Origin of the sequence: Vibrio sp. 10N.239.312.C11, assembly GCF_041466065.1 — a bacterium.
Classification (GTDB): Bacteria; Pseudomonadota; Gammaproteobacteria; order Enterobacterales; family Vibrionaceae; genus Vibrio; species Vibrio tasmaniensis_A.
The window spans coordinates 73,276-96,871 of sequence record NZ_JBFSRZ010000003.1; the positions used below are offsets into that span (position 1 = coordinate 73,276).

Annotated in this window: 21 protein-coding genes; 4 read left to right on the top strand and 17 right to left on the bottom strand. The window is 44.4% G+C overall.

What is annotated here, in order from left to right; all coding sequences use genetic code 11:
- Positions 1 to 47: 47 nt before the first annotated feature.
- Together AB6D07_RS02365 and AB6D07_RS02370 are read left to right on the top strand one after the other, a co-directional pair.
- Positions 48 to 842 carry a YggN family protein gene (locus tag AB6D07_RS02365; RefSeq protein ID WP_017103953.1) on the top strand — a complete coding sequence of 265 codons (795 nt, stop codon included), beginning with the start codon at positions 48 to 50 and terminating at the stop codon, positions 840 to 842.
- Between the two features lie 288 nt (positions 843 to 1,130).
- Positions 1,131 to 2,492, top strand: a complete 1,362-nt coding sequence (locus AB6D07_RS02370) for a sodium-dependent transporter (protein WP_012603370.1) — start codon at positions 1,131 to 1,133, stop codon at positions 2,490 to 2,492.
- Positions 2,493 to 2,712: 220 nt separating this feature from the next.
- On the opposite strand, the gene lipA is transcribed toward AB6D07_RS02370, so the two are convergent.
- From lipA to leuS, 12 genes are all read right to left on the bottom strand, one after another.
- Positions 2,713 to 3,678: a lipoyl synthase gene (gene lipA, locus AB6D07_RS02375; protein WP_009848385.1), complete on the bottom strand. Its 966-nt coding sequence runs from the start codon at positions 3,676 to 3,678 to the stop codon at positions 2,713 to 2,715.
- Positions 3,679 to 3,682: 4 nt separating this feature from the next.
- On the bottom strand, positions 3,683 to 4,342 hold the full coding sequence (lipB, locus tag AB6D07_RS02380) for a lipoyl(octanoyl) transferase LipB (protein ID WP_017103954.1): 660 nt from the start codon (positions 4,340 to 4,342) through the stop codon (positions 3,683 to 3,685).
- Between the two features lie 195 nt (positions 4,343 to 4,537).
- Positions 4,538 to 4,816, bottom strand: a complete 279-nt coding sequence (ybeD, locus tag AB6D07_RS02385) for a DUF493 family protein YbeD (RefSeq protein WP_029223108.1) — start codon at positions 4,814 to 4,816, stop codon at positions 4,538 to 4,540.
- A 232-nt stretch (positions 4,817 to 5,048) separates the two neighbouring features.
- Positions 5,049 to 6,230 carry a serine hydrolase gene (locus AB6D07_RS02390; RefSeq protein ID WP_012603373.1) on the bottom strand — a complete coding sequence of 394 codons (1,182 nt, stop codon included), beginning with the start codon at positions 6,228 to 6,230 and terminating at the stop codon, positions 5,049 to 5,051.
- 93 nt (positions 6,231 to 6,323) lie between these two features.
- Positions 6,324 to 7,163: a septal ring lytic transglycosylase RlpA family protein gene (locus AB6D07_RS02395; RefSeq protein WP_029223109.1), complete on the bottom strand. Its 840-nt coding sequence runs from the start codon at positions 7,161 to 7,163 to the stop codon at positions 6,324 to 6,326.
- A 3-nt stretch (positions 7,164 to 7,166) separates the two neighbouring features.
- Positions 7,167 to 8,288 (bottom strand): rod shape-determining protein RodA, encoded by a 1,122-nt coding sequence (rodA, locus tag AB6D07_RS02400; RefSeq protein ID WP_372140699.1) that lies wholly within the window; start codon positions 8,286 to 8,288, stop codon positions 7,167 to 7,169.
- Entirely contained in the window at positions 8,288 to 10,180 is a 1,893-nt protein-coding gene (gene mrdA / locus AB6D07_RS02405; RefSeq protein ID WP_017103956.1) for a penicillin-binding protein 2, read from the bottom strand. The genes rodA and mrdA overlap by 1 nt, the downstream gene beginning before the upstream one ends.
- 6 nt (positions 10,181 to 10,186) lie before the next feature.
- Complete coding sequence (rlmH, locus tag AB6D07_RS02410; RefSeq protein WP_009848474.1) at positions 10,187 to 10,657, bottom strand: 23S rRNA (pseudouridine(1915)-N(3))-methyltransferase RlmH; 471 nt, start codon at positions 10,655 to 10,657, stop codon at positions 10,187 to 10,189.
- 3 nt (positions 10,658 to 10,660) lie between these two features.
- A complete protein-coding gene (gene rsfS / locus AB6D07_RS02415) occupies positions 10,661 to 10,978 on the bottom strand; it encodes a ribosome silencing factor (protein WP_009848475.1) in 318 nt (105 codons plus the stop codon).
- Positions 10,979 to 11,042: 64 nt separating this feature from the next.
- Entirely contained in the window at positions 11,043 to 12,068 is a 1,026-nt protein-coding gene (gene holA, locus AB6D07_RS02420) for a DNA polymerase III subunit delta (RefSeq protein WP_017103957.1), read from the bottom strand.
- Positions 12,069 to 12,077: 9 nt separating this feature from the next.
- Positions 12,078 to 12,749: an LPS assembly lipoprotein LptE gene (gene lptE / locus AB6D07_RS02425; RefSeq protein ID WP_017096209.1), complete on the bottom strand. Its 672-nt coding sequence runs from the start codon at positions 12,747 to 12,749 to the stop codon at positions 12,078 to 12,080.
- 179 nt (positions 12,750 to 12,928) lie between these two features.
- Entirely contained in the window at positions 12,929 to 15,505 is a 2,577-nt protein-coding gene (gene leuS, locus AB6D07_RS02430) for a leucine--tRNA ligase (protein ID WP_017103958.1), read from the bottom strand.
- A 263-nt stretch (positions 15,506 to 15,768) separates the two neighbouring features.
- On the opposite strand from leuS, the gene AB6D07_RS02435 reads away from it, so the two are divergent.
- Entirely contained in the window at positions 15,769 to 16,239 is a 471-nt protein-coding gene (locus AB6D07_RS02435) for a zinc ribbon-containing protein (RefSeq protein WP_017062329.1), read from the top strand.
- A 79-nt stretch (positions 16,240 to 16,318) separates the two neighbouring features.
- On the opposite strand, the gene lnt is transcribed toward AB6D07_RS02435, so the two are convergent.
- The 5 genes from lnt to miaB form a co-directional block, all read right to left on the bottom strand.
- The gene (gene lnt, locus AB6D07_RS02440; RefSeq protein ID WP_017103959.1) at positions 16,319 to 17,836 is read right to left on the bottom strand and encodes an apolipoprotein N-acyltransferase; all 1,518 of its coding nucleotides are present in this window, start codon (positions 17,834 to 17,836) and stop codon (positions 16,319 to 16,321) included.
- A 32-nt stretch (positions 17,837 to 17,868) separates the two neighbouring features.
- Entirely contained in the window at positions 17,869 to 18,759 is an 891-nt protein-coding gene (gene corC, locus AB6D07_RS02445; RefSeq protein WP_012603382.1) for a CNNM family magnesium/cobalt transport protein CorC, read from the bottom strand.
- Between the two features lie 120 nt (positions 18,760 to 18,879).
- Positions 18,880 to 19,341, bottom strand: coding sequence for an rRNA maturation RNase YbeY (gene ybeY, locus AB6D07_RS02450; RefSeq protein WP_017096206.1), 462 nt, complete (start codon positions 19,339 to 19,341; stop codon positions 18,880 to 18,882).
- Positions 19,342 to 20,463 (bottom strand): PhoH family protein, encoded by a 1,122-nt coding sequence (locus AB6D07_RS02455; protein WP_017103960.1) that lies wholly within the window; start codon positions 20,461 to 20,463, stop codon positions 19,342 to 19,344.
- Positions 20,464 to 20,626: 163 nt separating this feature from the next.
- Positions 20,627 to 22,051, bottom strand: a complete 1,425-nt coding sequence (miaB, locus tag AB6D07_RS02460; RefSeq protein WP_017103961.1) for a tRNA (N6-isopentenyl adenosine(37)-C2)-methylthiotransferase MiaB — start codon at positions 22,049 to 22,051, stop codon at positions 20,627 to 20,629.
- Positions 22,052 to 22,366: 315 nt separating this feature from the next.
- Here miaB and AB6D07_RS02465 point away from each other — a divergent pair, with 315 nt between their 5' ends.
- Entirely contained in the window at positions 22,367 to 23,542 is a 1,176-nt protein-coding gene (locus tag AB6D07_RS02465; protein ID WP_017096204.1) for a 2-octaprenyl-3-methyl-6-methoxy-1,4-benzoquinol hydroxylase, read from the top strand.
- The last annotated feature ends 54 nt before the right edge of the window (positions 23,543 to 23,596 follow it).

Genomic DNA, 23,596 nt, shown 5'->3' on the forward strand with positions numbered 1-23,596 from the left:
GCATATACCCAGGGTATAGTAATCTGTCAGATTGATGAGAGGATGTTATGAAAAACAATGTATTTATGAAAAACAAAATGTTTATGAAGAACAGTGTATTAATCGCATCGTTAACAGCGGTAATCTCTGTTGTGAGCCTGCCAACTTTTGCTGCTCAGTGTCGAGTTGATTTGAAAAATGAATTGCGAATCGATGACCAGAAAGTCGAAATCCACCAAGTGAATGGTGATACTGCCGTTTTTGATGGTAACAACGACTTATATATCCATGGTGAGAAGGTTGAGCTTGATGCCGACCAACAAGCGGCGATTGAGAAATACCGCGAAAAAATGAGTGAGTACTTACCACGAGCGAAACAAATGGCTAACGATGGTTTAGCGTTAGCGAATGATGTTATTGATGACATTGCTGCTAGCCTAGATTCACCGGAATCATTTGATAATGTAAAAGAGTCAATGAAAACCTACTTTGCTGAACTGGAAGCTCGTTACTACAAAGATGGCGAGTTAGTGTTACCAGCAGACAGTTTTGATTCGATGGCCAATGGTTGGTCTGAAGATTTCGAGAAGGCTAAGGAGATCTTTAACCAAGAATTTATCTCTAGCGCTTTTAATGCGATGTCAGAAAAAATGAAACAAGATGGTGGCTTAAACCTAACTGAATTGGCTGACAGCATGGCTGCATTAAAGCTTAAAGTTGAAGAGCGCATGAAAGAACACTCTCAACAAGTGCAAGAGGAAGCGAATGAGTTCTGTGATTCTCTAGATGAGATGGCAGAACAAGAGCAACAGCTGCATGAAATCATTCCGAACCTAAAAGACTATCAAGTCTTCACGATCTAATCTGAATCTAACTATAAGTCACAAGAGCACCATTTGGTGCTCTTTTTGTTCGTATAAATTGAACAATACGACGAGTAATCATCTCAATTCAATCCATTGTTTCTCTAGTCCTGAACCTTGCTTTACTGCTTTTAGGTAAACGATAAGACCAGTTATTTGTTAATTTAATGGTTCTAAATAGCGTATTTGTTGTAAAAACTAGAAGATTGCTCATTTATTAGTTGTGCCTATCATTGCTTTTGATTACTGTACTTCTAAACTAGTTCACTGATTTTTAATGCGGGCAATATGGACCAACAATCTTCCTCTTCAAGAGAGCACTTTAGCTCTCGTTTGGGTTTTATTTTAGCAGCGGCGGGTGCAGCTGTTGGCTTAGGTAATATTTGGGGTTTCCCAACCCAAGTCGCCAGTAACGGCGGTGGTGCTTTTCTGCTTGTTTACCTAATTATGATTTTCGTGGTTGCTTTCCCGATGCTGGTGGTTGAGATGGCTATTGGTCGACATGGCCAAGCAAATCCTGTCGATAGCATGCGTTCTTTGACTACAAACCCGTTAGGCAAGAAAGTCGGTGAATTTGTCGGTTGGATTGGGTTGAGTGTTCCAAGTGCCGTGCTAGCGTTTTATAGCATTGTCGGTGGTTGGTTGATCTGCTTCCTAATTGGTGCTGTCGCTGACCTGATTGGTCTAGAGGCCGCTGCTGATTGGTTTAAAGGCTTCAGTGTTGAGCGCAATGTTTTTGGTACCGTCGCATTCTATGTGCTGACTATCTTGATTGTTCAGGGCGGTGTTAAGCAGGGGATCGAGAAATGGTCGACCCGTTTGATGCCTGCGCTATTTGTGTTATTTGGCTTATTGTTTGTTTACATCATGACGCAATCTGGCGCGATGGAAGGCCTAAAGCATTACCTCGTTCCAGACTTTGAGAAAGTGTGGGATAGAAAACTGATTCTAGCGGCAATGGGGCAGGGCTTTTTTTCGCTCACTATTGGCGGTTGCTCGATGTTGGTTTATGGCTCTTACTTAAGTAAGAAAGAGAACCTGCCAAAAATGGCAATGAACGTTACCTTAGTTGATACCGCGGTTGCTTTTATTGCGGGCTTAGTCGTGATGCCTGCCATGTTTGTTGCGATGCAAAAAGGTGTTCAAATCTATGCTGAAGATGGCTCATTACTGAGCTCTGATACCCTAGTATTTACGGTTCTGCCTTTGATGTTTGATAGCTTAGGTATGCTGGGTCAGGTCTTCGCAATTGTGTTCTTCTTATTGCTAACGATTGCAGCACTGACTTCATCGATTTCAATGTTGGAAGCCCCTGTCGCTCTTGTTAGTGAGCGTTTCAAGACCAGACGAACGCCAACAAGTTGGGTAATTGGTGGTGCTATCGCATTGTTCAGTGTGGTGATTGTTTATAACTTTGCTGCGATGTTTGGCATGGTAGCGATGATTGCGACTCAGTACCTTCAACCAGTCGCTGCACTGATGTTCTGTGTGTTTGGTGGTTGGGTATGGAGCCGAGCTTCAAAAGTGAAAGAGCTTGAGCAAGGTTGTCCTGATTTCCAATTGGGTTGGTTTGGTAAGGTTTGGCCAATGTATGTGAAGTTTGTGTGCCCAATTTTAGTCGCAACGGTTATCTGGGCATCTTTCGGTTAACGCTGATCCCTATCTGGAGTCTCTGAAACTTAAACACTCTGAACCTAAACCCTCAGAACTTGACATGTTAAGCATAAAGCCACTCCTAAGGAGTGGCTTTGTTGTTTTTATATAAAGCTTAGTGGCACGAAATATAAAGCTTTAGCGGCACGAACAAGATAGAAAAAAAGCGCTGAACATAAAATTCAGCGCCTTTGTATTGTTCGTTAAGAAATCGTGATTACTTAATTTCCATACCTTGTGCTTGCAAGTCTGCATGGTAAGAAGAACGTACAAATGGGCCACAAGCTGCGTGAGTGAAGCCTAGCTCTAGAGCAATCTCTTTCAGCTCATCAAACTCAGAAGGCGGCACGTAACGTTCAACTGGCAAGTGGTGACGGCTTGGTGCTAGGTACTGGCCTAGTGTCAGCATTGTTACGCCATGTTCACGAAGATCTTTCAATACTTGAACGATCTCTTCTTTCGTTTCACCAAGGCCCATCATCACACCTGATTTGGTTGGGATGTTTGGATGCTGCTCTTTGAATTTTCTTAACAGATCAAGAGACCACTTGTAGTTCGCACCTGGACGCGCTTTACGGTATAGACGCGGCGCTGTCTCTAGGTTGTGGTTGAAAACATCTGGTGGGTTGTCTTTCATTAGTTCAAGCGCAACGTCCATACGACCACGGAAGTCCGGAACCAGTGTTTCGATACGAATGTTTGGGTTTTGCTCGCGAATTTCACGGTTACAATCAGCAAAGTGTTGAGCACCGCCATCACGTAAGTCATCGCGGTCCACTGAAGTGATTACAACGTACTTCAGTTTCATGTCTTTAATCGTCTTAGCCAGTTTCTTCGGCTCTTCGGCTTCTGGAGCATTCGGTCGACCATGGGCAACATCACAGAACGGGCAGCGACGAGTACAGATAGCGCCAAGAATCATAAACGTTGCCGTGCCGTGGTTAAAACACTCAGCTAGGTTAGGGCAAGACGCTTCTTCACAAACTGAGTGCAGGTTGTTTTTGCGCATTGCAGATTTGATTTCTTGAATACGATGGCTGTCTGAAGGAAGTTTAATCTTCATCCATGCAGGCTTACGTAAAACTTCTTTCTGTTCAGCAGGCATATTCTTTACGGGAATTAATGCCATTTTGTCAGCGTCACGATATTTAACGCCTTTTTCCATTTGGATTGGTTTGCTCATGATTTTATGCTTCTGCTGTAATGTTACTGGTGGCTTGAATGTCTACTTGGTCATAGCCGAGTAGTTCTACGAGCTCTTGTATTAACTGTTGCTCAACGTTTTCTAGTTCACTTGGACCGCCGAGTTGGCTTACTTGCGCCATTTCCATCCCTTGGTAACCACATGGGTTAATACGTTGGAATGGAGACAAGTCCATATCGACGTTGAGTGCTAGCCCGTGGAACGAGCAGCCGCGTCGAATTCGTAATCCGAGTGAACAGATTTTCTTGCCATCGACATAAACACCAGGAGCGTCAGGTCGGGCAGTTGAATCTATATTGTAAGCTTTCAGAGTATTGATTACGAGGTTCTCAATATGAGTAACCAAATCACGCACTCCACATTTCTTGCGGCGGATGTTTATCAGAAAGTAAGCAACTAATTGGCCTGGGCCGTGGTACGTCACTTGGCCACCGCGATCGCTTTGTATCACAGGGATGTCACCGGCATTTAATACATGCTCAGCTTTACCTGCTTGTCCTTGAGTGAAAACTGGGTTGTGTTCAACCAACCAAATTTGGTCTACGTCTTCATCCGTGCGTTCGTCTGTGAACTTATGCATGGCTTTCCATACAGGTTCGTAATCCTGACGACCTAATTTTTTTACGATTAGCTTATTTTGCAAAGCGGCACTTCCTCAAGGATTAATAAAGTGAGCGCATTATAAACGCGAAACAGGTTTCTAACTACAGACGGACAGCAAGGTTTTTCAACTTTCTTTGTATTTATTGAAAATTAAGTTGAGTGCTTTGGAAGGGGAGCGAGGGTTTCAAACAAAAGCAGCGGCAATAAGCCGCTGTTTTTCATGCGTAATCGAAAGTTACAGAACCATACGAACGATTTCGATTTCGCCCAGTTCTTTATATAGCGTTTCTACTTGCTCAATTGAAGTCGCAGTAATATTGATAGAAACAGAGTGGTAGTTACCTTTCGCACTCGGTTTTAGAGTTGGGCTGTAGTCACCAGGAGCATGACGCTGGATCACTTCTAGCACTAGTTCTGTAAGTTCTGGCTTAGCGTAGCCCATAACTTTGTAAGTGAATGAACAAGGGAACTCTAAGAGGTCTTTTAGTTTTGCATCAGAATTGATGTTCATGATTAGCTCCAAAAGGCTAGACTCTCGCAAATTGGCGAAATGTCGATAAAAAGCGTGTTCGGTCAACAGACACGAGTAATAAGGCGGAATATTACGTGTAAATATCACCGAACTCAAGATCAACAAAAGCCGCACATGGCGGCTTTTGTTTCGCTAATGAGCAAATCATGAACCTACTCATTAGGTTAGCTATACAGCAAGCTTAGATTTTACGTAGAACAAACTGTTGACTGGTTTAGAACAAACCTTTAAACAGCAGTACTAGGTAATCCCACAGGCGGCTAAATAGGCTGCCTTGGTCTACATCTTCAAGTGCAAGTAGTGGGTATTCAGCAACGTCTTCACCGTCGACTTGGTAGAATAGTTTGCCCACAACGTCGCCTTTGCTGATTGGTGCTTCTAGCTCTTTCTCAAGAACGAAGCTTGCCTTCAGGTTCTTAGCTTGGCCACGAGGCAGAGTAACGAACGTATCTTCGTCGACACCTAGTGCAACCGTGTCCTTGCTACCCATCCAGATCTTCTCTTCTACGAAGGTTTCTCCAGCGGTGTGTGGTGCCACTGTTTCGAAGAAGCGGAAACCGTAGCTAAGCAGTTTTTTGCTTTCTGTTTTACGAGCGTTAGCATTCTTGGTGCCCATAACAACAGCAACTAGGCGCATTTTACCTTCGGTTGCTGAGCTTACTAGGCTGTAACCTGCATTGCTTGTGTGGCCCGTTTTAATGCCATCAACGTTCATGCTCTTATCCCATAACAGACCGTTGCGGTTGTACTGGGTGATGCCGTTGTAAGTGAATTTCTTTTGTGAGTAGATACGGTACTCATCAGGAACGTCGCGAATCAGCGCCTGACCTAGTAGCGCCATATCGTAAGGCGTTGAGTAAAGGTTAGGGTTGTCTAGACCGTGCACGTTAGCAAAGTGCGTGTCTTTCATTCCGATAGAGCTCGCCCATGCGTTCATTAAGTCAACAAATGCATCTTCAGAGCCGGCAATATGTTCAGCCATCGCAACACAAGCATCGTTACCTGATTGAATAATGATACCGCGGTTCAGCTCTTCAACTTTAACGGTTGTACCAACTTCAATGAACATCTTAGATGAATCAGGGAAGTTTTTAGCCCAAGCATTTTCACTGATAACAACATCGTCGTTTAGGTTGATGTTGCCACGCTCTAGCTCTTGGCCGACTACGTAGCTCGTCATCATCTTGGTTAAACTTGCTGGAGAAAGTTGAGTGTTCATCTCTTTCTCTGCGAGTACTTTGCCTGAATGGTAATCCATCAGAACAAATCCCTTAGCAGCGATTTGAGGAGCGTCAGGAACAATAATAGGAGCGGCGAATGACGATGTTGCTATCGTTGCAGAAAGTGCAACTGAAGTAGCAAAGATCGATTTAACAAGTTTATTAGATTTAATCATTTTGAATGCAATTATTAGGTGAACTATTCATATATTAACAGAATCACTCTGTCACACCAGAGCGCTGATTACCAGAAGTAACTGTTAGATAAATTAGCGAGTTAGCGTGTGTTTTTTTATATAAGCTGACGGGTAACCCATTAGCTTAACTTGTTCTAATTTTTCTTGAGTCAGAGCATAGTCATGAAATGGGCCAAGCATCAGGCGGTAGTTATCATCATTTGGCTGCAAGAACGTTGCTACAGCTAACTTTTCGCCTAGATCTTTGGCTAACTTCTCGGTTCTATCTTCATGTGGAGAAGTGGCTACTTGAATAATAAATTGAGGTAAAGCCGCCTTTTTATTTGCGTCGGTTGGCATAGCCACAGTGATGACTTCTATCTCAACATTTGCAGTGCCTGTTCTCAATACATCGAGTTTGTATGCCGCGGCATAACTAAGGTCAATGATTCGCCCTTCATGAAATGGACCTCGGTCATTGATGCGCACAATCGTCGTTTTGTTATTATCGGTATTTGTCACTTTTACATAGCTCGGAATCGGCAATGTTTTGTGTGCCGCAGACATCGAATACATGTCGTAGATCTCGCCATTCGACGTTAAATGACCATGAAATTTCTTACCGTACCAAGAGGCTTTGCCTTTCTCAGTAAACCCTTCTGTCTTCTTTACGATCTTGTAGTCTTCGCCACGCAAAGTGTAATCCGTGTTACCACCTAAACTATAAGGTTCATACTGAGGGTGAGCATCCTCGAGATGCTCTACTGAGATCGGTGCGTCTGGTGCAATATCTGAATCTATATCGTAGCGGCCTGTTGGTTCTGTCGAAGAACAACCGTTTATAACAACGGCTAGCCCTAAGATAGAGACTAGTTTTTTTATTGGCAGCTCATTAACCAAAGATGTTTTTATAGGAGTTACTTTAACAGACATCAATTAGGTCGCCTTTGAGAATGCTTTTCTGTGTGTATGGATTGACATTAAAATACCGAAACCGGCCATAAGGGTAACCATAGAGGTACCGCCATAGCTGACCAGAGGTAGAGGGACACCCACCACAGGTAGAATACCGCTTACCATACCAATGTTTACGAAAATATAGACGAAGAAACTCAGTACGATACTGCCGCCCATCATTCGACCAAATGCTGTTTGAGCTTGGCTTGCAAGCACTAAGCCACGGCCAATAATGAACAGGTAGATAGCGAGCAAAAACAAAATACCAATCATGCCCCACTCTTCGGCGATGACCGCAAAAATAAAGTCGGTATGGCGCTCTGGAATGAACTCTAGTTGAGATTGGGTGCCTTGCAGCCAACCTTTTCCTGATATACCACCTGAGCCAATTGCAATCTTACTTTGGATGATGTGATAGCCCGCGCCTAATGGATCTGATTCAGGGTCAAAAAGGGTTCTTACACGAACTTTTTGATATTCACGCATCAAGAAGAACCATAAGATTGGAATAAACCCACCCAGTGCAATCGCGGCACTGGCAATGATCTTCCAACTAATACCTGCCAGGAATATCACGAAGATACCGGATGCTGCGATGAGTATCGATGTGCCTAAATCGGGCTGTTTAGCGATAAGGATTGTAGGTACAAACACCATCACTAATGAGATAGCTAAAGTTTGGAAAGTGGGTGGCAGCGAGCGCTTACCAATAAATCGAGCCAGCATCAAAGGTACTGCAAGCTTCAATAGTTCAGAGGGTTGGAATCGAATAAAGCCGAAGTTTAACCAGCGCTGTGCACCTTTAGAGGCCTCGCCAAAGAACAACACTCCGAGTAGTAGAATAACGCCGCCCGCAAACAGTAGTGGAGCCAAGGTCTCATAAGTACGAGGCGAGATTTGCGCTAAAAAGATCATCACACCTAAAGACAGCACCATACGCATCGCTTGGCGATCCATCATCGCAAGGCTCTGTCCGCTTGCGCTGTACATAATCAATAGGGCAAAGCCCATTAAAACCAGAATGCCAAGCAATAGCGGCAGGGCGATATGCAGCCGTTCAAATAGGGCTCTATTTCGTCCAGTTGAAGGATCAAGTTTCATTATTTTATTGGCTCACTTTCATAATCTTCTGCAAGAATAATATGGTCTAAAATTCTTCTTACAACTGGGCCACCATTTGATGAACCACCACCGGCATTCTCCAAAACGATAGTTACGACCGCTTCAGGATCTTCAAAAGGCGCATAACCGGTGAAGAGGGCATGATCGCGTAAATGTTCTGCGATTTCATCTGCGTTGTATTCTTCATCTTCTTTTAGACCGAATACTTGTGCAGTACCTGATTTACCAGCAGTTTGATAAGACATTTTTTGGAATGAGCGTCTTGCTGTGCCTTTCTTTCCGTGGTTTACCAATCTCATGCCTTCTTGCGCGATATCCCAGTATCTCTGCTTAACACCAGTTACCGGAGGGTACGTTTCGATTTCAGATATCGTTTGTTCATCGAACGGTTGACCGTTCTCAATTGTCGCGCGTAGTAAATGGGGAGCGGTTACCTCTCCTTCATTGACCAATACTGAAGTCGCTTTTGCAATCTGCATTGGTGTTGCTGTCCAGTAGCCCTGGCCAATACCGACAGGGATGGTGTCACCTTGATACCAAGGTACACGGTGTCTGGCCATTTTCCATTCGCGAGTGGGCATATTCGCTTTGCTTTCTTCGTAAATGTCGATGCCAGTGTAATTACCAAAACCGAATAACATCATCCATTTAGATAAGCGATCGATGCCTAAATCAAATGAAATTTGGTAGAAGAAGGTATCAACCGATTCTTCAATGGCTTTCTCTATGTCAACGACACCGTGTCCCCAACGTAACCAGTCGCGGAACGGCTTCGTTTTCGAGTTTGGAATCTTCCAATAGCCCGGGTCATTACGCGTCGTGTTCGGAGTAATTACGCCTTCTTGCAGAGCTGCGACGGCAATGAAGGGTTTGATCGTCGATGCTGGCGGATAAATTCCTAGCGTTGCGCGGTTAACTAAAGGTCGGTCTTTGTCTTGAAGCAGGGCATTATAACCTTTCGAGGAAATACCATGCACAAAGGCATTTGGGTCGTAGCTTGGGCTGGAAACCATGGCTAATACGCCATTGTCTTTTGGGTCGAGAACCACGGCTGAACCACGACGTCCATCAAGCAGTTTATGCACGTATAGCTGAAGTTCGATATCCAAGTTGAGCACGATATCTTTGCCCGGAGCCGAAGGCACAAATTTAAGAGTGCGGATCACTCGTCCACGGCTGTTTACTTCGACTTCTTGATAGCCAGCGGTGCCGTGTAGCATGTCTTCGTAATAGCGCTCAATGCCGAGTTTACCGATATCGCGGGTGGCTTGGTAATTGGCGTCTTTCTCTTCACGAACCAAGCGCTGCATGTCGCGATCGTTGATTCGCGAGACATAGCCAATTACGTGGGTGAGAACATCACCATAAGGGTAGAAACGTTTTAGCGTCCCTGTCACTTCAACGCCTGGGAACTTATGTTGATTTACAGAAAAGACCGCCACTTGTTCTTCGGTGAGCTGATTTAGAATAGGTACTGATTTGAAGCGACGTGAATTACGACGATCACGATTAAAACGTTCGATACGCTCCGGTGGTATGTCAATTAACGCTTGTAAACGAACAAGCGTATCTTCCATGTTTTTGACTTTTTCTGGGGTGATCTCCAGATTAAAAACGGGCCGGTTTTCTGCAAGAAGTACACCGTTGCGGTCGTAAATTAAACCACGGTTGGGTGCGATTGGAACAACTTTAATGCGGTTGTCGTTGGAGCGGGTTTTATAGTCCTGATATTGATTAACTTGGATGTTGTAAAGGTTCACAACCAGTAAGCTCATCATCACTATAATCCCTGCAAACGCAACAAAAGCACGACTAGTAAATAGTCGTGCTTCTGCTTTGTAATCACGAATTTGGCTACGTGTACGTAACATTAACGCTTATTCTCGATGATAAGGGTGGTTAGCAGTGACGCTCCAAGCTCGATATAAGCTTTCAGCCATGATAACGCGTACTAATGGGTGAGGGAGAGTAAGTGCTGACAGAGACCAGCTTTGGTCTGCTGCCGCTTTACATGCTGGTGCTAATCCTTCAGGCCCGCCAATAAGGATAGAAACGTCACGGCCATCCAGCTTCCAACTTTCCAATTGCTCTGCCAGTTGAGGCGTATCCCACTTTTTACCTGGGATATCGAGTGTAACAATGCGGTTACCTTTTGGAACTGCAGCTAACATCGCTTCGCCTTCTTTTTGAAGAATACGTGCAATATCGGCATTTTTACCGCGTTTTCCCGCCGTGATTTCAATGAGTTCTAATGGCATATCATGAGGGAAGCGGCGTTTATATTCTTTAAAGCCTTCTTCAACCCACTTTGGCATTTTTGTACCAACTGCGATTAACTGGATCTTCAAAGCTTAGCCCCAAAGTTTTTCTAGTTGGTACAGTTCACGATGCTCTTCTTGCATAACGTGAAGCATGCTTGTGCCCATGTCTAGAACAACCCATTCACCTTCTTTTTGGCCGTCCATGCCAAGGGGATTCATGCCAGCCTTGCGCACTTCATCAGCAACGTGTTGTGCAATAGAGGCAACATGGCGCTTAGATGTACCAGTACAAACAATCATGTAGTCAGTAACACTTGATTTGCCTTCTACATCGATAGTCACAATCGATTCTGCTTTCATATCGTCGGCTTTGTCTGCAAGAAAATCTTTTAGTTCTTCACGTAACACGGGGTGTTCCTTTAATCTGAGTTTAGCTTTTTAGGGTCTGTTGACCCTAGAATATACCACGCTTTTATGCGTGAAATGGGATTGAAGCTGAAGGGATACAAAACTCTACGCTTAACTGATGAATTAGTGGCCAAGGCGACTGTTCATATTGCGTTTTTGTCATCAATTCTACTTGAGTGAGTAGCGCAAACAGGGAGTGTAATTGAGATATCGAAACTCTTGTTAGCGCAGAGTTATAAAGAGGTTTTTTGGATTGCCAGATACGGTGCTTTTCAAATACCTGCGCGATTGGCATTTGCTTCATTTGTTGCTGCATTTGTAATAGCAGAGCAAGCTCACGTTGTATGCTGCGCAATAAGATAACGGGTTCGACACCTTCGGCTTCTAACTGACGCAGGATTCGCTGTGCACGATTGCCTTTGCCTGCTAATAACGCATCACTCCAGTGGAATGGCGTAAAGTGGTTGTGTCGACTCAGCGATTCTTCTAAACGTACTAATGTGAGCTTTCCATCTGGGTATTGGAGAGCCAGTTTTTCTAGGCTTTGGGTGAGCGCAAATAGATTACCCTCATGCCATTGCGCCAACATTTGTATCGCTTCAGGATCCGGAGATAAGCCGATCTGACGACAGCGTGTTTGGACAAACTGAGGTAAGCGGCTGACATCAGGAGTTAGGCAGCTGATCCAGTGGCCTTGATTCGAGAGTGCTTTAAACCACTTAGCGCTTTCTTGAGCTTTAGTGAGCTTGGTACCCACCAAGATCAACAAGATGTCGCTATGAATATGCTCTGAAATTGCGAGCAGCTCTTTTGCTATTGCGGCATTGACCCCGGACTCTGGCAATTCAAGTTCGATGAGCTGACGACTAGAGAATAGGCTCAATGCTTGAGTGCAGTCGTAAACTTGATTCCAGTCGAGACTGCTATCAATAGCAAAGCGGTGGCGTTCTTCGAAACCTTGCTCTTTGGCTGTCTTTTGAATCGCTTCTCGGCTTTCCTGCAGTAGTAAAGGTTCGTTACCAAAAATTAGGTAAACGTTGCTTAACTGCTTAGCAAGTTGCTCAGATAAACGATCAGCAAAAATACGCATTAAATAAACCTATTGCTCAGCTGATTCACTTAACGTTGACTCTTCTTCTGAAGTCGGAGTGATCTCTACGTCTTCAATTTCAATGTTTTTGATGTTGTATTGTTTCTCAAGCTCTTTTACTTGAACCTGTTCAAGCTTTTCTAGGTTCATACTATCAGCTGCAATGTTAGCTTTTAATCGAGCCATTTGACGAAGGATTTGGCTCGTAGCAAGTTTGCGCATTTCGTCTTCTATCATGTCACGCTCAACCGATTTCGCAAGTGCAGTTAACGGGTTATCTAGATAACTGCGGGTTACGCTGGTTGAGAATGTCTTTGAGCCTAAATCCGGGATAGTTACGCGGTATCTTGCTTTGAACGTTAGCTCTTTTTCAGCTGCTCGAGGACCTGTTTTTTGAGAACCTTGATAAAGAGACAGCGTTCGCTCACCGACGCCTTCGCTAATGATGTGCAGGTTAGGTGTGTTCTCAGCAGGTGGCACGATTTCTACATCATTCATACGCAGCTGGCTTTTCATCATACGTGTAAACGTACTGTATTGGTCGTAACTGGTCACAGAGATTTTGTTGAGTTCTTCTGGCACAGAGTAATCACCGCGCAGGTGAAAACCACAGGCGCTCAGTAGGCTAACGGTTAGAACAACAATAGTAACTTTCAATGAAGATAGTGAATTCAGGCGCATTATTTGATGGCTCTCATGAAGGTAGAATACTTATTAAAAAGCTTTAGTTAGTTAGAGTTGTTAGGCTCAAGTCTAAAGCGCTTAAATAAGTAGACAGGGTTATTAGCTACCCTGTCTACAGACTGCTTTTGATGAATTAAGTTCTTTAATTCTTTAGCAATTGCACAATGTTAGCGAAATTAGTTCGCAACGATGTTTAGAAGCTTACCAGGTACGAAGATAACTTTACGGATAGTTAACCCATCTAGGAACTTCTTAGCGTTCTCATCATTTAGACCAAGCTCACGAACTTGCTCTTCTGTCGCGTCAGCAGCAACCGTTAGTTTTGCTCGTAGCTTACCGTTGATCATTACAACGATAGTCTTCTCGTCTTCAACTAGCGCTTTCTCATCGAAAGTTGGCCATGTTGCTGAGTCTACGTTTGATTCACCCAATGCAATCCACATTTCGTAAGAGATGTGTGGCGTCATAGGGTAAAGCATACGTACAACTGCTTTTAGTGCTTCATCAAGAATTGCACGATCTTGTACAGACTCTTGAGGCGCTTTCGCTAGCTTGTTCATCAATTCCATGATCGCAGCGATTGCTGTGTTGAACGTTTGGCGGCGGCCGATATCGTCCGTTACTTTCGCGATAGTCTTGTGGATATCACGACGAAGTGCTTTTTGGTCACCAGACAAAGCAGAAGCATCAACAGATTCAGCTGCACCTTTAGAAGAGTGAGCGTGAACCAGTTTCCAAACACGCTTAAGGAAGCGGTTTGCGCCTTCAACGCCAGATTCTTGCCATTCAAGTGTCATGTCTGCAGGAGAAGCAAACATCATGAATAGACGTACAGTGTCAGCACCGTACTTGTCTACCATCTCTTGTGGGTCGATACCGTTGTTTTTCGACTTAGACATTTTGATCATGCCTGAGTGTTCAACGTCGCGGCCTTGGTTGTCGACTGCTTTTTCAATACGACCTTTCGCGTCACGGTCGATAGTCACGTCAGTTGGAGCAATCCATTCCTTCGTGCCTTTCTCGTTCGTGTGGTAGAACGCGTCAGCTAGAACCATGCCTTGACATAGAAGTTGCTTGAACGGTTCATCAGATGTCACGTAACCCGCATCACGAAGAAGCTTGTGGAAGAAGCGAGAGTAAAGCAGGTGCATACATGCGTGCTCGATACCACCAACGTATTGGTCAACTGGCAACCAGTAGTTTGCTTTCTCTGGATCTAGAATATCGTCAGCTTGTGGTGAACAGTAACGTGCGTAGTACCATGAAGACTCCATGAACGTATCGAACGTATCAGTCTCACGAAGAGCAGGTTCGCCATTGAATGTTGTTTCAGCCCAAGATTTGTCAGCTTTGATTGGGCTAGTAACGCCATCCATTACCACGTCTTCTGGAAGAATGACTGGCAGCTGGTCCGCTGGTACTGGGTGAACTTCACCGTCTTCAGTGGTTACCATTGGGATTGGAGCACCCCAGTAACGCTGACGAGATACACCCCAGTCACGCAGACGGAAGTTTACAGTCTTCTTACCTTTGCCTTCAGTTTCCAGTTTCGCAGCGATTGCCTCGAATGCTTCTTGGAACGCAAGACCATCGAATTCACCAGAATCGAACAGTACGCCTTTCTCAGTGTAAGCCGCTTCAGACACATCTAGCTCAGAACCGTCTTCAGGTTTGATTACTGGGATGATATCGATGCCGTACTTAGTTGCGAATTCGTAGTCACGTTGATCGTGAGCAGGAACCGCCATTACAGCACCTGTGCCGTAATCCATAAGAACGAAGTTAGCTACGTAAACAGGAACAACACGACCGTTAAGAGGGTGGATAGCTGTTAGGCCAGTATCCATGCCTTTCTTTTCCATCGTTGCGAGTTCAGCTTCAGCCACTTTGGTGTTACGACATTCTTCAACGAATGCTGCAAGCTCAGGGTTGTTCTGTGATGCTTTCTCTGCAAGAGGGTGACCTGCGGCGATACCAACGTAAGAAACACCCATTAGTGTATCAGGACGTGTTGTGTACACTTCTAATGGCGCTTCTTCACCGTTAACAGCGAAAGATAGTTCAACACCTTCAGAGCGGCCGATCCAGTTGCGCTGCATGGTCTTAACCATTTCAGGCCAACCTTCAAGGTTGTCTAGATCGTCTAGTAGCTCTTGAGCGTACTCAGTGATTTTAATGAACCACTGTGGGATTTTCTTTTGTTCTACCGGAGTATCACAACGCCAGCAGCAACCGTCTTCTACTTGCTCGTTTGCAAGAACCGTTTGGTCGTTTGGACACCAGTTAACAGAAGATGTCTTCTTGTAAACTAGGCCTTGTTCGTAAAGCTTCGTGAAGAACTCTTGTTCCCAACGGTAGTACTCAGGAGTACACGTTGCGAATTCACGTTTCCAGTCGTAACCAAAGCCTAAAAGCTTAAGCTGGTTTTTCATGTATTCGATGTTTTCGTAAGTCCACGGAGCAGGCGCTGTGTTGTTTTTTACAGCTGCGTTTTCTGCTGGTAGGCCGAATGCATCCCAACCGATTGGCTGCATTACGTTTTTGCCTTGTAGACGTTGGAAACGAGATACCACATCACCGATGGTGTAGTTACGCACGTGACCCATGTGCAGTCGGCCACTTGGGTAAGGGAACATAGAAAGACAGTAGAATTTTTCTTTGTTTGGGTCTTCACTTACAACGAAAGTCTCGCTGTCATCCCAGTGTTGTTGAACCTTTTGTTCAATCTCTTGCGGGTTATATTGTTCTTGCATCGATGGTATCCGGTTATCTTGGAATTTGTGAGTTCGGTTAGAACAGAATCTTACAGATCGTCATAGAATACCTAAAGGAGCCTAGTACAACAATAGTTATACCCTTCATACTTGCAGTTGCTGCCTAGTAGATGGCGTAATTTTCACTGAATTTCGCAGGGCAACTATACTTAAGAGTATGAATTGCATTTGTTTGTGAGCGGGAGTGCATTGTGACGCACCCGTTTGCCCGCGTAAAAGTTGGTTATCTTAAGGAGGTTGTTATGCCGAAGAAAAAAGCACTCTATGAAGAAGTGGTTGAAGAGGTCATCGAAACGCTGAAGCATAGTCCTGAAGAGCTCAACAACAAAATCGAAACGTCAGGTAAGTTTGCGAAAGCAGCCAATGACATGACCAAAGACGAGCTGTCGTTGATTTCCGCTTACGTAAAATCGGATTTAAAAGAGTTTTCCGAAAGCTATGAAGAGAGCAAAAGTGGTCCGTTTTATTTGATGATTGCAGACTCTATTTGGCAAGGGCTGTTGGACATCACTGATCGAACTAAGGTGGAATGGGTTGAACTGTTCCAAGATTTAGAGCATCAGGGCCTATATCAAGCGGGTGAAGTCATTGGGTTAGGTACTTTGGTATGTGACGAGTGTGGTCATCAAACCGAATATAACCACCCAACCAATATCATTCCATGCATTAAATGTGGTTCTAAAGGGTTTAGTCGTAAAGCCCTTAAACCGTAAACATGTAATTAACTTCAAACTGCGGCAATAAAAAAGGGTTGACTCAATCAGTCAACCCTCTAATCATTTTTCTTCGAATCTAGCTCTTTGGCTTTCTAATTACCCAACCCATCACCAAACTGAGCAACGCCCAGATGTACAGTGGCCAAGTACCAACTGTGTGATAAGGCGTTTGACCATCCGTTGAAATGAGTTCAGCTTTTAATACGGCCGTTTCAAACTGAGGCACTTGTTTGATGATGTTGCCTTTATAATCGGTAACAGCCGTCACACCATTGTTGGTAGAGCGAATAAGCGGCTTACCAAGCTCTAGAGCACGCATCTGTGCAATTTCCATATGTTGCAATGGCCCAATCGAACGACCAAACCACGCATCGTTAGAGATCGTTAGAATAAAGTCAGTTTCATCTGTTACGTTTTGTCTAACTTGATCATTAAATATGATCTCATAACACAACGCAGGCGCTAGATGACGACCATTTGCTACGATGTTTGGTTGAACAAAGTCGCCACGGCTAAATGATGACATTGGCAAGTTAAAGAACGGTGCTAATGGGCGCAAGATATCTTCAAACGGAACAAACTCACCAAACGGTAACAAATGGTGTTTATGATAGCGCTCGTCTGGATCGTAGCTGTACTCACCATATGGATTCACACCAAGTGAAAGAACACTGTTGTAGTACTTCTTATCTTCAGATTGATTCAGCACGCCAGTGATGATCGAGCTGTTGTTCATCTTGGCTGCACTGTCTATGTTGCGTAGGAAAGATGGAATCTCAACTTCGAATGCTGGAATAGCCGCTTCAGGCCAGATGATGATATCGGCATCCCAGTTTTCTCTGCTTAGGTCGGTGTACTTCATCATGGTTGGCCAGCGATGACTCGGCAGCCATTTGCTGTCTTGATCGACGTTGCCTTGTATTAAGACGACTGACGTAGTTTTTTCCGGGTTCGGCGTGACCCAATCGATGTTGCGAATACCAAAACCGGTGCTAAATACGACGGCAGGAATGATAGCGATACTCCAGGCCCTGTTAACAATCGCATAAGCGAATGCAGAGGCTGAAACAATGATCGCTAGAGTTACTAACTCGACGCCGCCAATCGGTGCAAATGAACCTAGTGGCGAATCGATTTGGCTGTAGCCTAACCAAAGCCAAGGGAAGCCCGTCATTACCCAGCCACGTAGCCAATCACTGATTAACCACAATGCAGGAGCTGCAAGGAAAAAGCGGCTTAGGTTATTAGCAGGGAAGAACTTGTTCAAGCTCCAGGTAAATAGACCCGAATAAACGGCTAGGTAGCCAACAAGCAATGCCATCAAAAATAGGTTGGCAGCCAGTGGCATGCCGCCAAAACCATCAATGCTGACGTATACCCAGCTGATACCTGTCGTGAATTGACCTAAACCCCATGCGTAGCCAATCCAAAGCGCACTCTTAGGAGAGCGGTTGTGGATCAGTAACAGCAACAAAGCTGGGCTGAGAATAGCAAGAGGCCATATAGAGTATGGAGCGAATGAAAGGGTGGTTATAGCGCCAACAAAAACGGCCGCAAGCGGCCGTAATAGGCGATGAATAAATGTCTTAGTCATCTAATTTCTGTCATCTCTTTAGAGAGAAGTTGTTATTCTTCGATAGTCGGAAGAGGCTGTTCGTCAGGAATGGTTACCTGTAGCTGAATCACACGACGGTTATCTGCTGATGTTATTTTGAAATGGTAGTTTTCGATTTCTACAATTTCGCCACGAACCGGCAGGTGACCGAGTGCTGTCATAACCATGCCGCCTACCGTATCCACTTCATCGTCACTAAAGGCAGTGTTAAACGTATCGTTGAACTCTTCAATAGTGGTTAAAGCTTTTACAGAGAAGGTATGCTTACTCAGCTTACGAATATCTAGCTCTTCTTCATCGTCGAACTCGTCTTCAATTTCACCAACGATTTCTTCGAGGATATCTTCAATGGTTACCAGGCCAGAAACTCCGCCAAACTCATCGACAACGATAGACATGTGGTAACGCTCTTCTTGGAACTCCTTAAGCAGGCGATCAACTCGCTTACTTTCAGGAACAACCACGACAGGGCGAATCACTTGTTCGATATCAAATGGGGCACTTTCTGAACCCAAATACTTAAGTAGGTCCTTCGCTAATAGAATGCCTTCAACATGGTCTTTATCTTCACTGATCACTGGGTAGCGAGAGTGTTGAGCATCAGTAATGAGCGCAATCAATGTATCTAGATCATCGGTGCGTTCAACTGTAACCATTTGAGAGCGAGGCAGCATGATATCGCGTACTCGCATCTCTGAAATTTCCATAACACCCTCGAGCATGTCGCGTGTGTCGTGGTCAATTAGGTCATTAATTTCTGAGTCGCGGATTACATCTACGAGCTCTTGGCGATCTTTTACTTCACCTTGAAATAGTTGGCCTAGGCGTTCAAAGAAGGACTTTCTACTCGGACCTTCAGATTTTTTACTTCCCTCAGAAGTGGGGGGGTTACCTTCGTTCATGATTTCTCAAAAAATAACGCTATCAGAAGTGTGATAGCACACGTTACAACTCAGATTTCTGCGAAAATCACAGGTTCGATGAGTTATTGTTTCTCTGCAATCTACTTTACTAGAATCAATTTACTTTTCTAGAATGTAAGGGTCTTCAAACCCCATAGATTGCATGATTTCTGTCTCGAGTGACTCCATCTCTTCAGCTTCATCATCTTCGATATGATCATAACCTAGCAGATGCAGACTGCCATGTACAACCATATGAGCCCAGTGTGCTAGCAGAGGCTTACTTTGTTCTTCTGCTTCTTTTTCGACAACTTGGCGGCAGATAATGAGGTCGCCCAGTAGATCTAACTCGATCCCTGGAGGAGCCTCGAATGGAAAAGACAACACGTTAGTTGGCTTGTCTTTGCCACGATATTCATGATTGAGCTGGTGGCTTTCTTGCGTATCAACGATACGAACCGTCAACTCAGCATTCTCTTGAAACTGAGGAATGGTCTTGTCCAACCAAAGCTGAATATCTAGCTCAGTTGGAAGACCTTGCTCATTTTCGACCGCTAATTGTAGGTCTAGTTCAATAGACATCTATTTATCACCTTGTTCTGCAATTACAGAACTATTTTGTGTTGCTAATTGTGTCGTAACTGCCTGCTGAGCCTCAAGAAGTTTGGCTTCGCGCTCTTCACGTTTACGCTTTTCAAACTCTTTGCGCTCTTTCTGGTCTTTTGCTTCCCACTTCTCGTACGCGTTGACGATACGGGCTACCACAGGGTGACGAACGACGTCTTCAGACATAAAGAAGTTGAAGCTAATGTCGTCGACTTCATTGAGCACTTCAGTCGCATGGCGTAAGCCTGATTTTGCACCACGAGGTAAATCGATTTGCGTAATATCACCAGTGATCACAGCGCGTGAGTTAAAACCGATACGGGTTAAGAACATCTTCATCTGTTCTACCGTGGTGTTTTGGCTCTCATCAAGAATGATAAACGCATCATTCAATGTACGACCACGCATGTAAGCCAGTGGCGCAACTTCAATTACGTTACGTTCAATCAGCTTCTCAACTCGCTCAAAGCCAAGCATCTCAAACAGCGCATCGTAAAGTGGACGCAAATATGGGTCTACTTTCTGGCTTAAATCACCCGGTAGGAAACCAAGCTTCTCACCGGCTTCAACAGCAGGACGAGTCAGTAGGATTCGGCGAACCTCTTGGCGTTCAAGAGCATCTACCGCTGCTGCGACTGCCAAGTAGGTTTTACCTGTACCTGCTGGTCCAATACCAAAAGTGATGTCATGAGTGACCATGTTCATTAGGTATTGTGCTTGGTTTGGCGTGCGAGGTTTGATGACGCCTTTTTTAGTCTTAATGGTCACTTCTTTGCCGTAGTCGATTTCAGACTCGACGTGTTGCTCCAAAATACCAGACTCAGTGACCGCCAGATGCACTTGCTCTGGTTCGATATCGATTATGTTGCCTTTAACTGGAGCCGTTTCAACATAGAGGTGTTTGATGATGTCTAAAGCGGCGGCTGTAGTGTGAGGCTTACCGACAATCGTGAAAAAGTTGCTACGGTAATTAATCTCAACGCCCAGACGACGCTCAAGATGCTTGATGTTGTCGTCAAATGGTCCGCATAAACTTGCCAAGCGCTTGTTGTCTGCTGGCTCTAGATTTATCTCTAAGGTAACGATTTTATTGCTCAAATTAGCCTCTCATTTTGTGCCACTCACTCTTAAATATAAAAAAGAGCAAAAAGCCCGATTTAGACCGGGCTTTTGATGGTGATATCCCTATTTCTAAGATGGTCACTTAGTTAGGTAATTTCAAGCTTTGTGTTTGCGCTTTGTGCTCAAACAGTTGTATTGCCTATGGCGTAAATGTCGCTACACCTAGCTCGTCTTCACGTTTTGTTTTTTCCATCATTTCTGCTGGAGTCATTACAACGCGTAGACCCATGTCTTTTTCTGTGCGAACTAGCTCACCACGTAGTGAGTTAGTGTAAACCTCAGTGATCTTCACATCTACAAACTGACCGATTAGGTCAGCTGAACCTTCGAAGTTAACAACACGGCTGTTTTCAGTACGGCCACGAAGCTCCATTAGGTTCTTTCTTGAAGGGCCTTCAACAAGAATACGCTGCTCTGTGCCTAGCATTAGACGAGAGAAACGCATAGCTTGTGTGTTTACTGTTTGTTGCAGTTCGTACAGACGATCTTTTTTCTCTTGTGCAGGTACATCACATGGGTAATCTGCCGCTGGCGTACCTGGACGTGGAGAGAAAACAAAGCTGAAGCTCATATCGAAATCAACTTCTTTAATTAGCTTCATTGTATCTTGGAAGTCTTGCTTAGACTCACCAGGGAAACCAACAATAAAGTCAGAGCTGATTTGAATGTCAGGACGAGCTTTACGCAGTTTACGGATAATAGATTTATACTCGATAGCCGTATGTGGACGCTTCATCATCGTAAGAATACGGTCACTACCACTTTGTACTGGTAGGTGAAGGAAGCTCACTAGTTCAGGGGTATCTTTGTAAACTTCAATGATGTCGTCACCAAACTCAAGTGGGTGGCTTGTTGTGAAACGAATACGGTCGATACCGTCGATAGACGCAACTAGGCGAAGGAGCTCTGCAAATGTGCAGATGTCACCTTCGTGAGTAGGGCCGCGGTATGCGTTTACGTTTTGGCCTAGCAGGTTTACTTCACGTACGCCTTGCTCTGCAAGTTGTGCAACTTCGAATAGCACATCATCCATTGGACGACTAACTTCTTCACCACGAGTATATGGAACAACGCAGTAAGTACAGTACTTAGAACAACCTTCCATGATGGAAACGTAGGCTGTTGCGCCGTCTGCTTTTGGCTCTGGCAGGTTATCGAACTTTTCGATCTCTGGGAAAGAGATGTCCATTACTGGCTTTTCGTTAGACAGTGATGACTTAATCATCTCTGGTAAACGGTGTAATGTTTGTGGGCCAAAGATAACGTCTACGTAAGGTGCACGTTGACGAATGTGATCACCTTCTTGAGTCGCTACACAGCCACCCACACCGATCACCACACCTTCTTTTTTATCTTTAAGCGTTTTCCAACGACCAAGCTGGTGGAATACTTTTTCTTGCGCTTTTTCGCGGATAGAACAAGTATTCAATAGTAGTACGTCTGCTTCCTCAGGTACTTCAGTTAGCTCATAGCCATTTGCAGCGTTAAGCAGGTCGGCCATTTTTGATGAATCATATTCATTCATCTGACAGCCCCAAGTTTTAATTAGCAGTTTCTTACTCATTATATGTTCGCTCGATCGTTAGTTTAATTTAAGGGAGCAAATCGCCCATTATTCATCCGCTAGCTCCGTTCGTCATAATTCGGTATTCAATTTTATGACAGGCTCTAGCGGCAAGCGGCGTATTGTACTGGTTTCAAAACCGACTGACTAGTAGTCTGAACAAATCTCTTATGTAGTGGTTTTTATTATCGTTAACGCCATATGCCATATGCCATAAGGGATAACCCTTTTTTCGAATAAGGTTTTTGGTTACAAGTTAGTTATGAAAAAGTACAATCAAAAACAGTCAAAGAATCAAACTGATAAGTACAAAATATGAACAGTTACGATATTGTAGTAGTCGGTGGTGGCATGGTTGGTGCAGCAACAGCAATCGGTTTTGCAAAGCAAGGTCTGAGTGTTGCGGTGATCGAAGGTTTTGCCCCACAAGCTTTTGATGAGTCGCAAGCGATGGACATTCGTGTGTCAGCGATTTCTCAAGCATCGGTCGATTTGCTTGAAGATCTTGGTGCATGGCAAAGTATTGCAGCGATGCGCGTCTGTTCTTACAAGCGATTGGAAACTTGGGAACACCCAGAGTGTCGTACTCGGTTTGATGCTGCATCTCTTGATTTACCTCGTTTAGGTTACATCGTTGAGAATCGATTAATCCAATTGGGTTTATGGGCTCAGTTTGATGCCTACAACAATCTCGAACTGTTATGTCCAGAAAAGCTCGATGAGATTGAGTTTGGTGAAACCAATATAGTCAAGCTTCAGTCGGGTACTCAGTTGTCAGCGAAGTGGGTGGTTGGCGCTGATGGCGCAAATTCAGCCGTCCGTCAGCAAGCAGGGATTGGTATTACGGCTTGGGATTACCGACAGCACTGCATGCTTATCAACGTAGAAACAGAACAGCCTCAGCAAGATATTACTTGGCAGCAATTTTTACCAAGTGGTCCTCGTTCATTTTTGCCTTTGTGTTCTCTAATCTCTGACGATCAAGAAGTCGGGCAGGGCTCGTTAGTTTGGTATGATTCTCCACTGCGTATTAAGCAACTGTCAGCAATGCCCCCTGAAAAACTACGTAATGAAGTACTTACTCACTTTCCTAAAGAGTTAGGTGATATCAAAGTTTTGAACTCGGGTTCTTTTCCTCTGACACGACGTCATGCTCAATCATACTCAAAGAATAACTGTATTTTAGTCGGGGACTCTGCACATACGATTAACCCTCTAGCAGGGCAGGGTGTTAACTTGGGTTTTAAAGATGTGGCAGCACTATTGGATATCACCCAAGGGAAAGGTGAATTGAATCAATCTGTGGCGAGACGCTATGAAGTGATCAGAAGAGGTGACAATCTAATGATGCAAAGTGGCATGGACTTTTTCTACAAAACGTTTAGCAATGACATTGGCCCACTTAAGTTTGTGCGTAATGCTGCACTAAAGCTAGCAGAAAACTCAGGGCCGATTAAATCACAGGTACTTAAATACGCTTTAGGGTTGTGATTGGTTAGTCCAAATTATTGAGTTATAAAAAGAAGGAGAGCTGAGGCTCTCCTT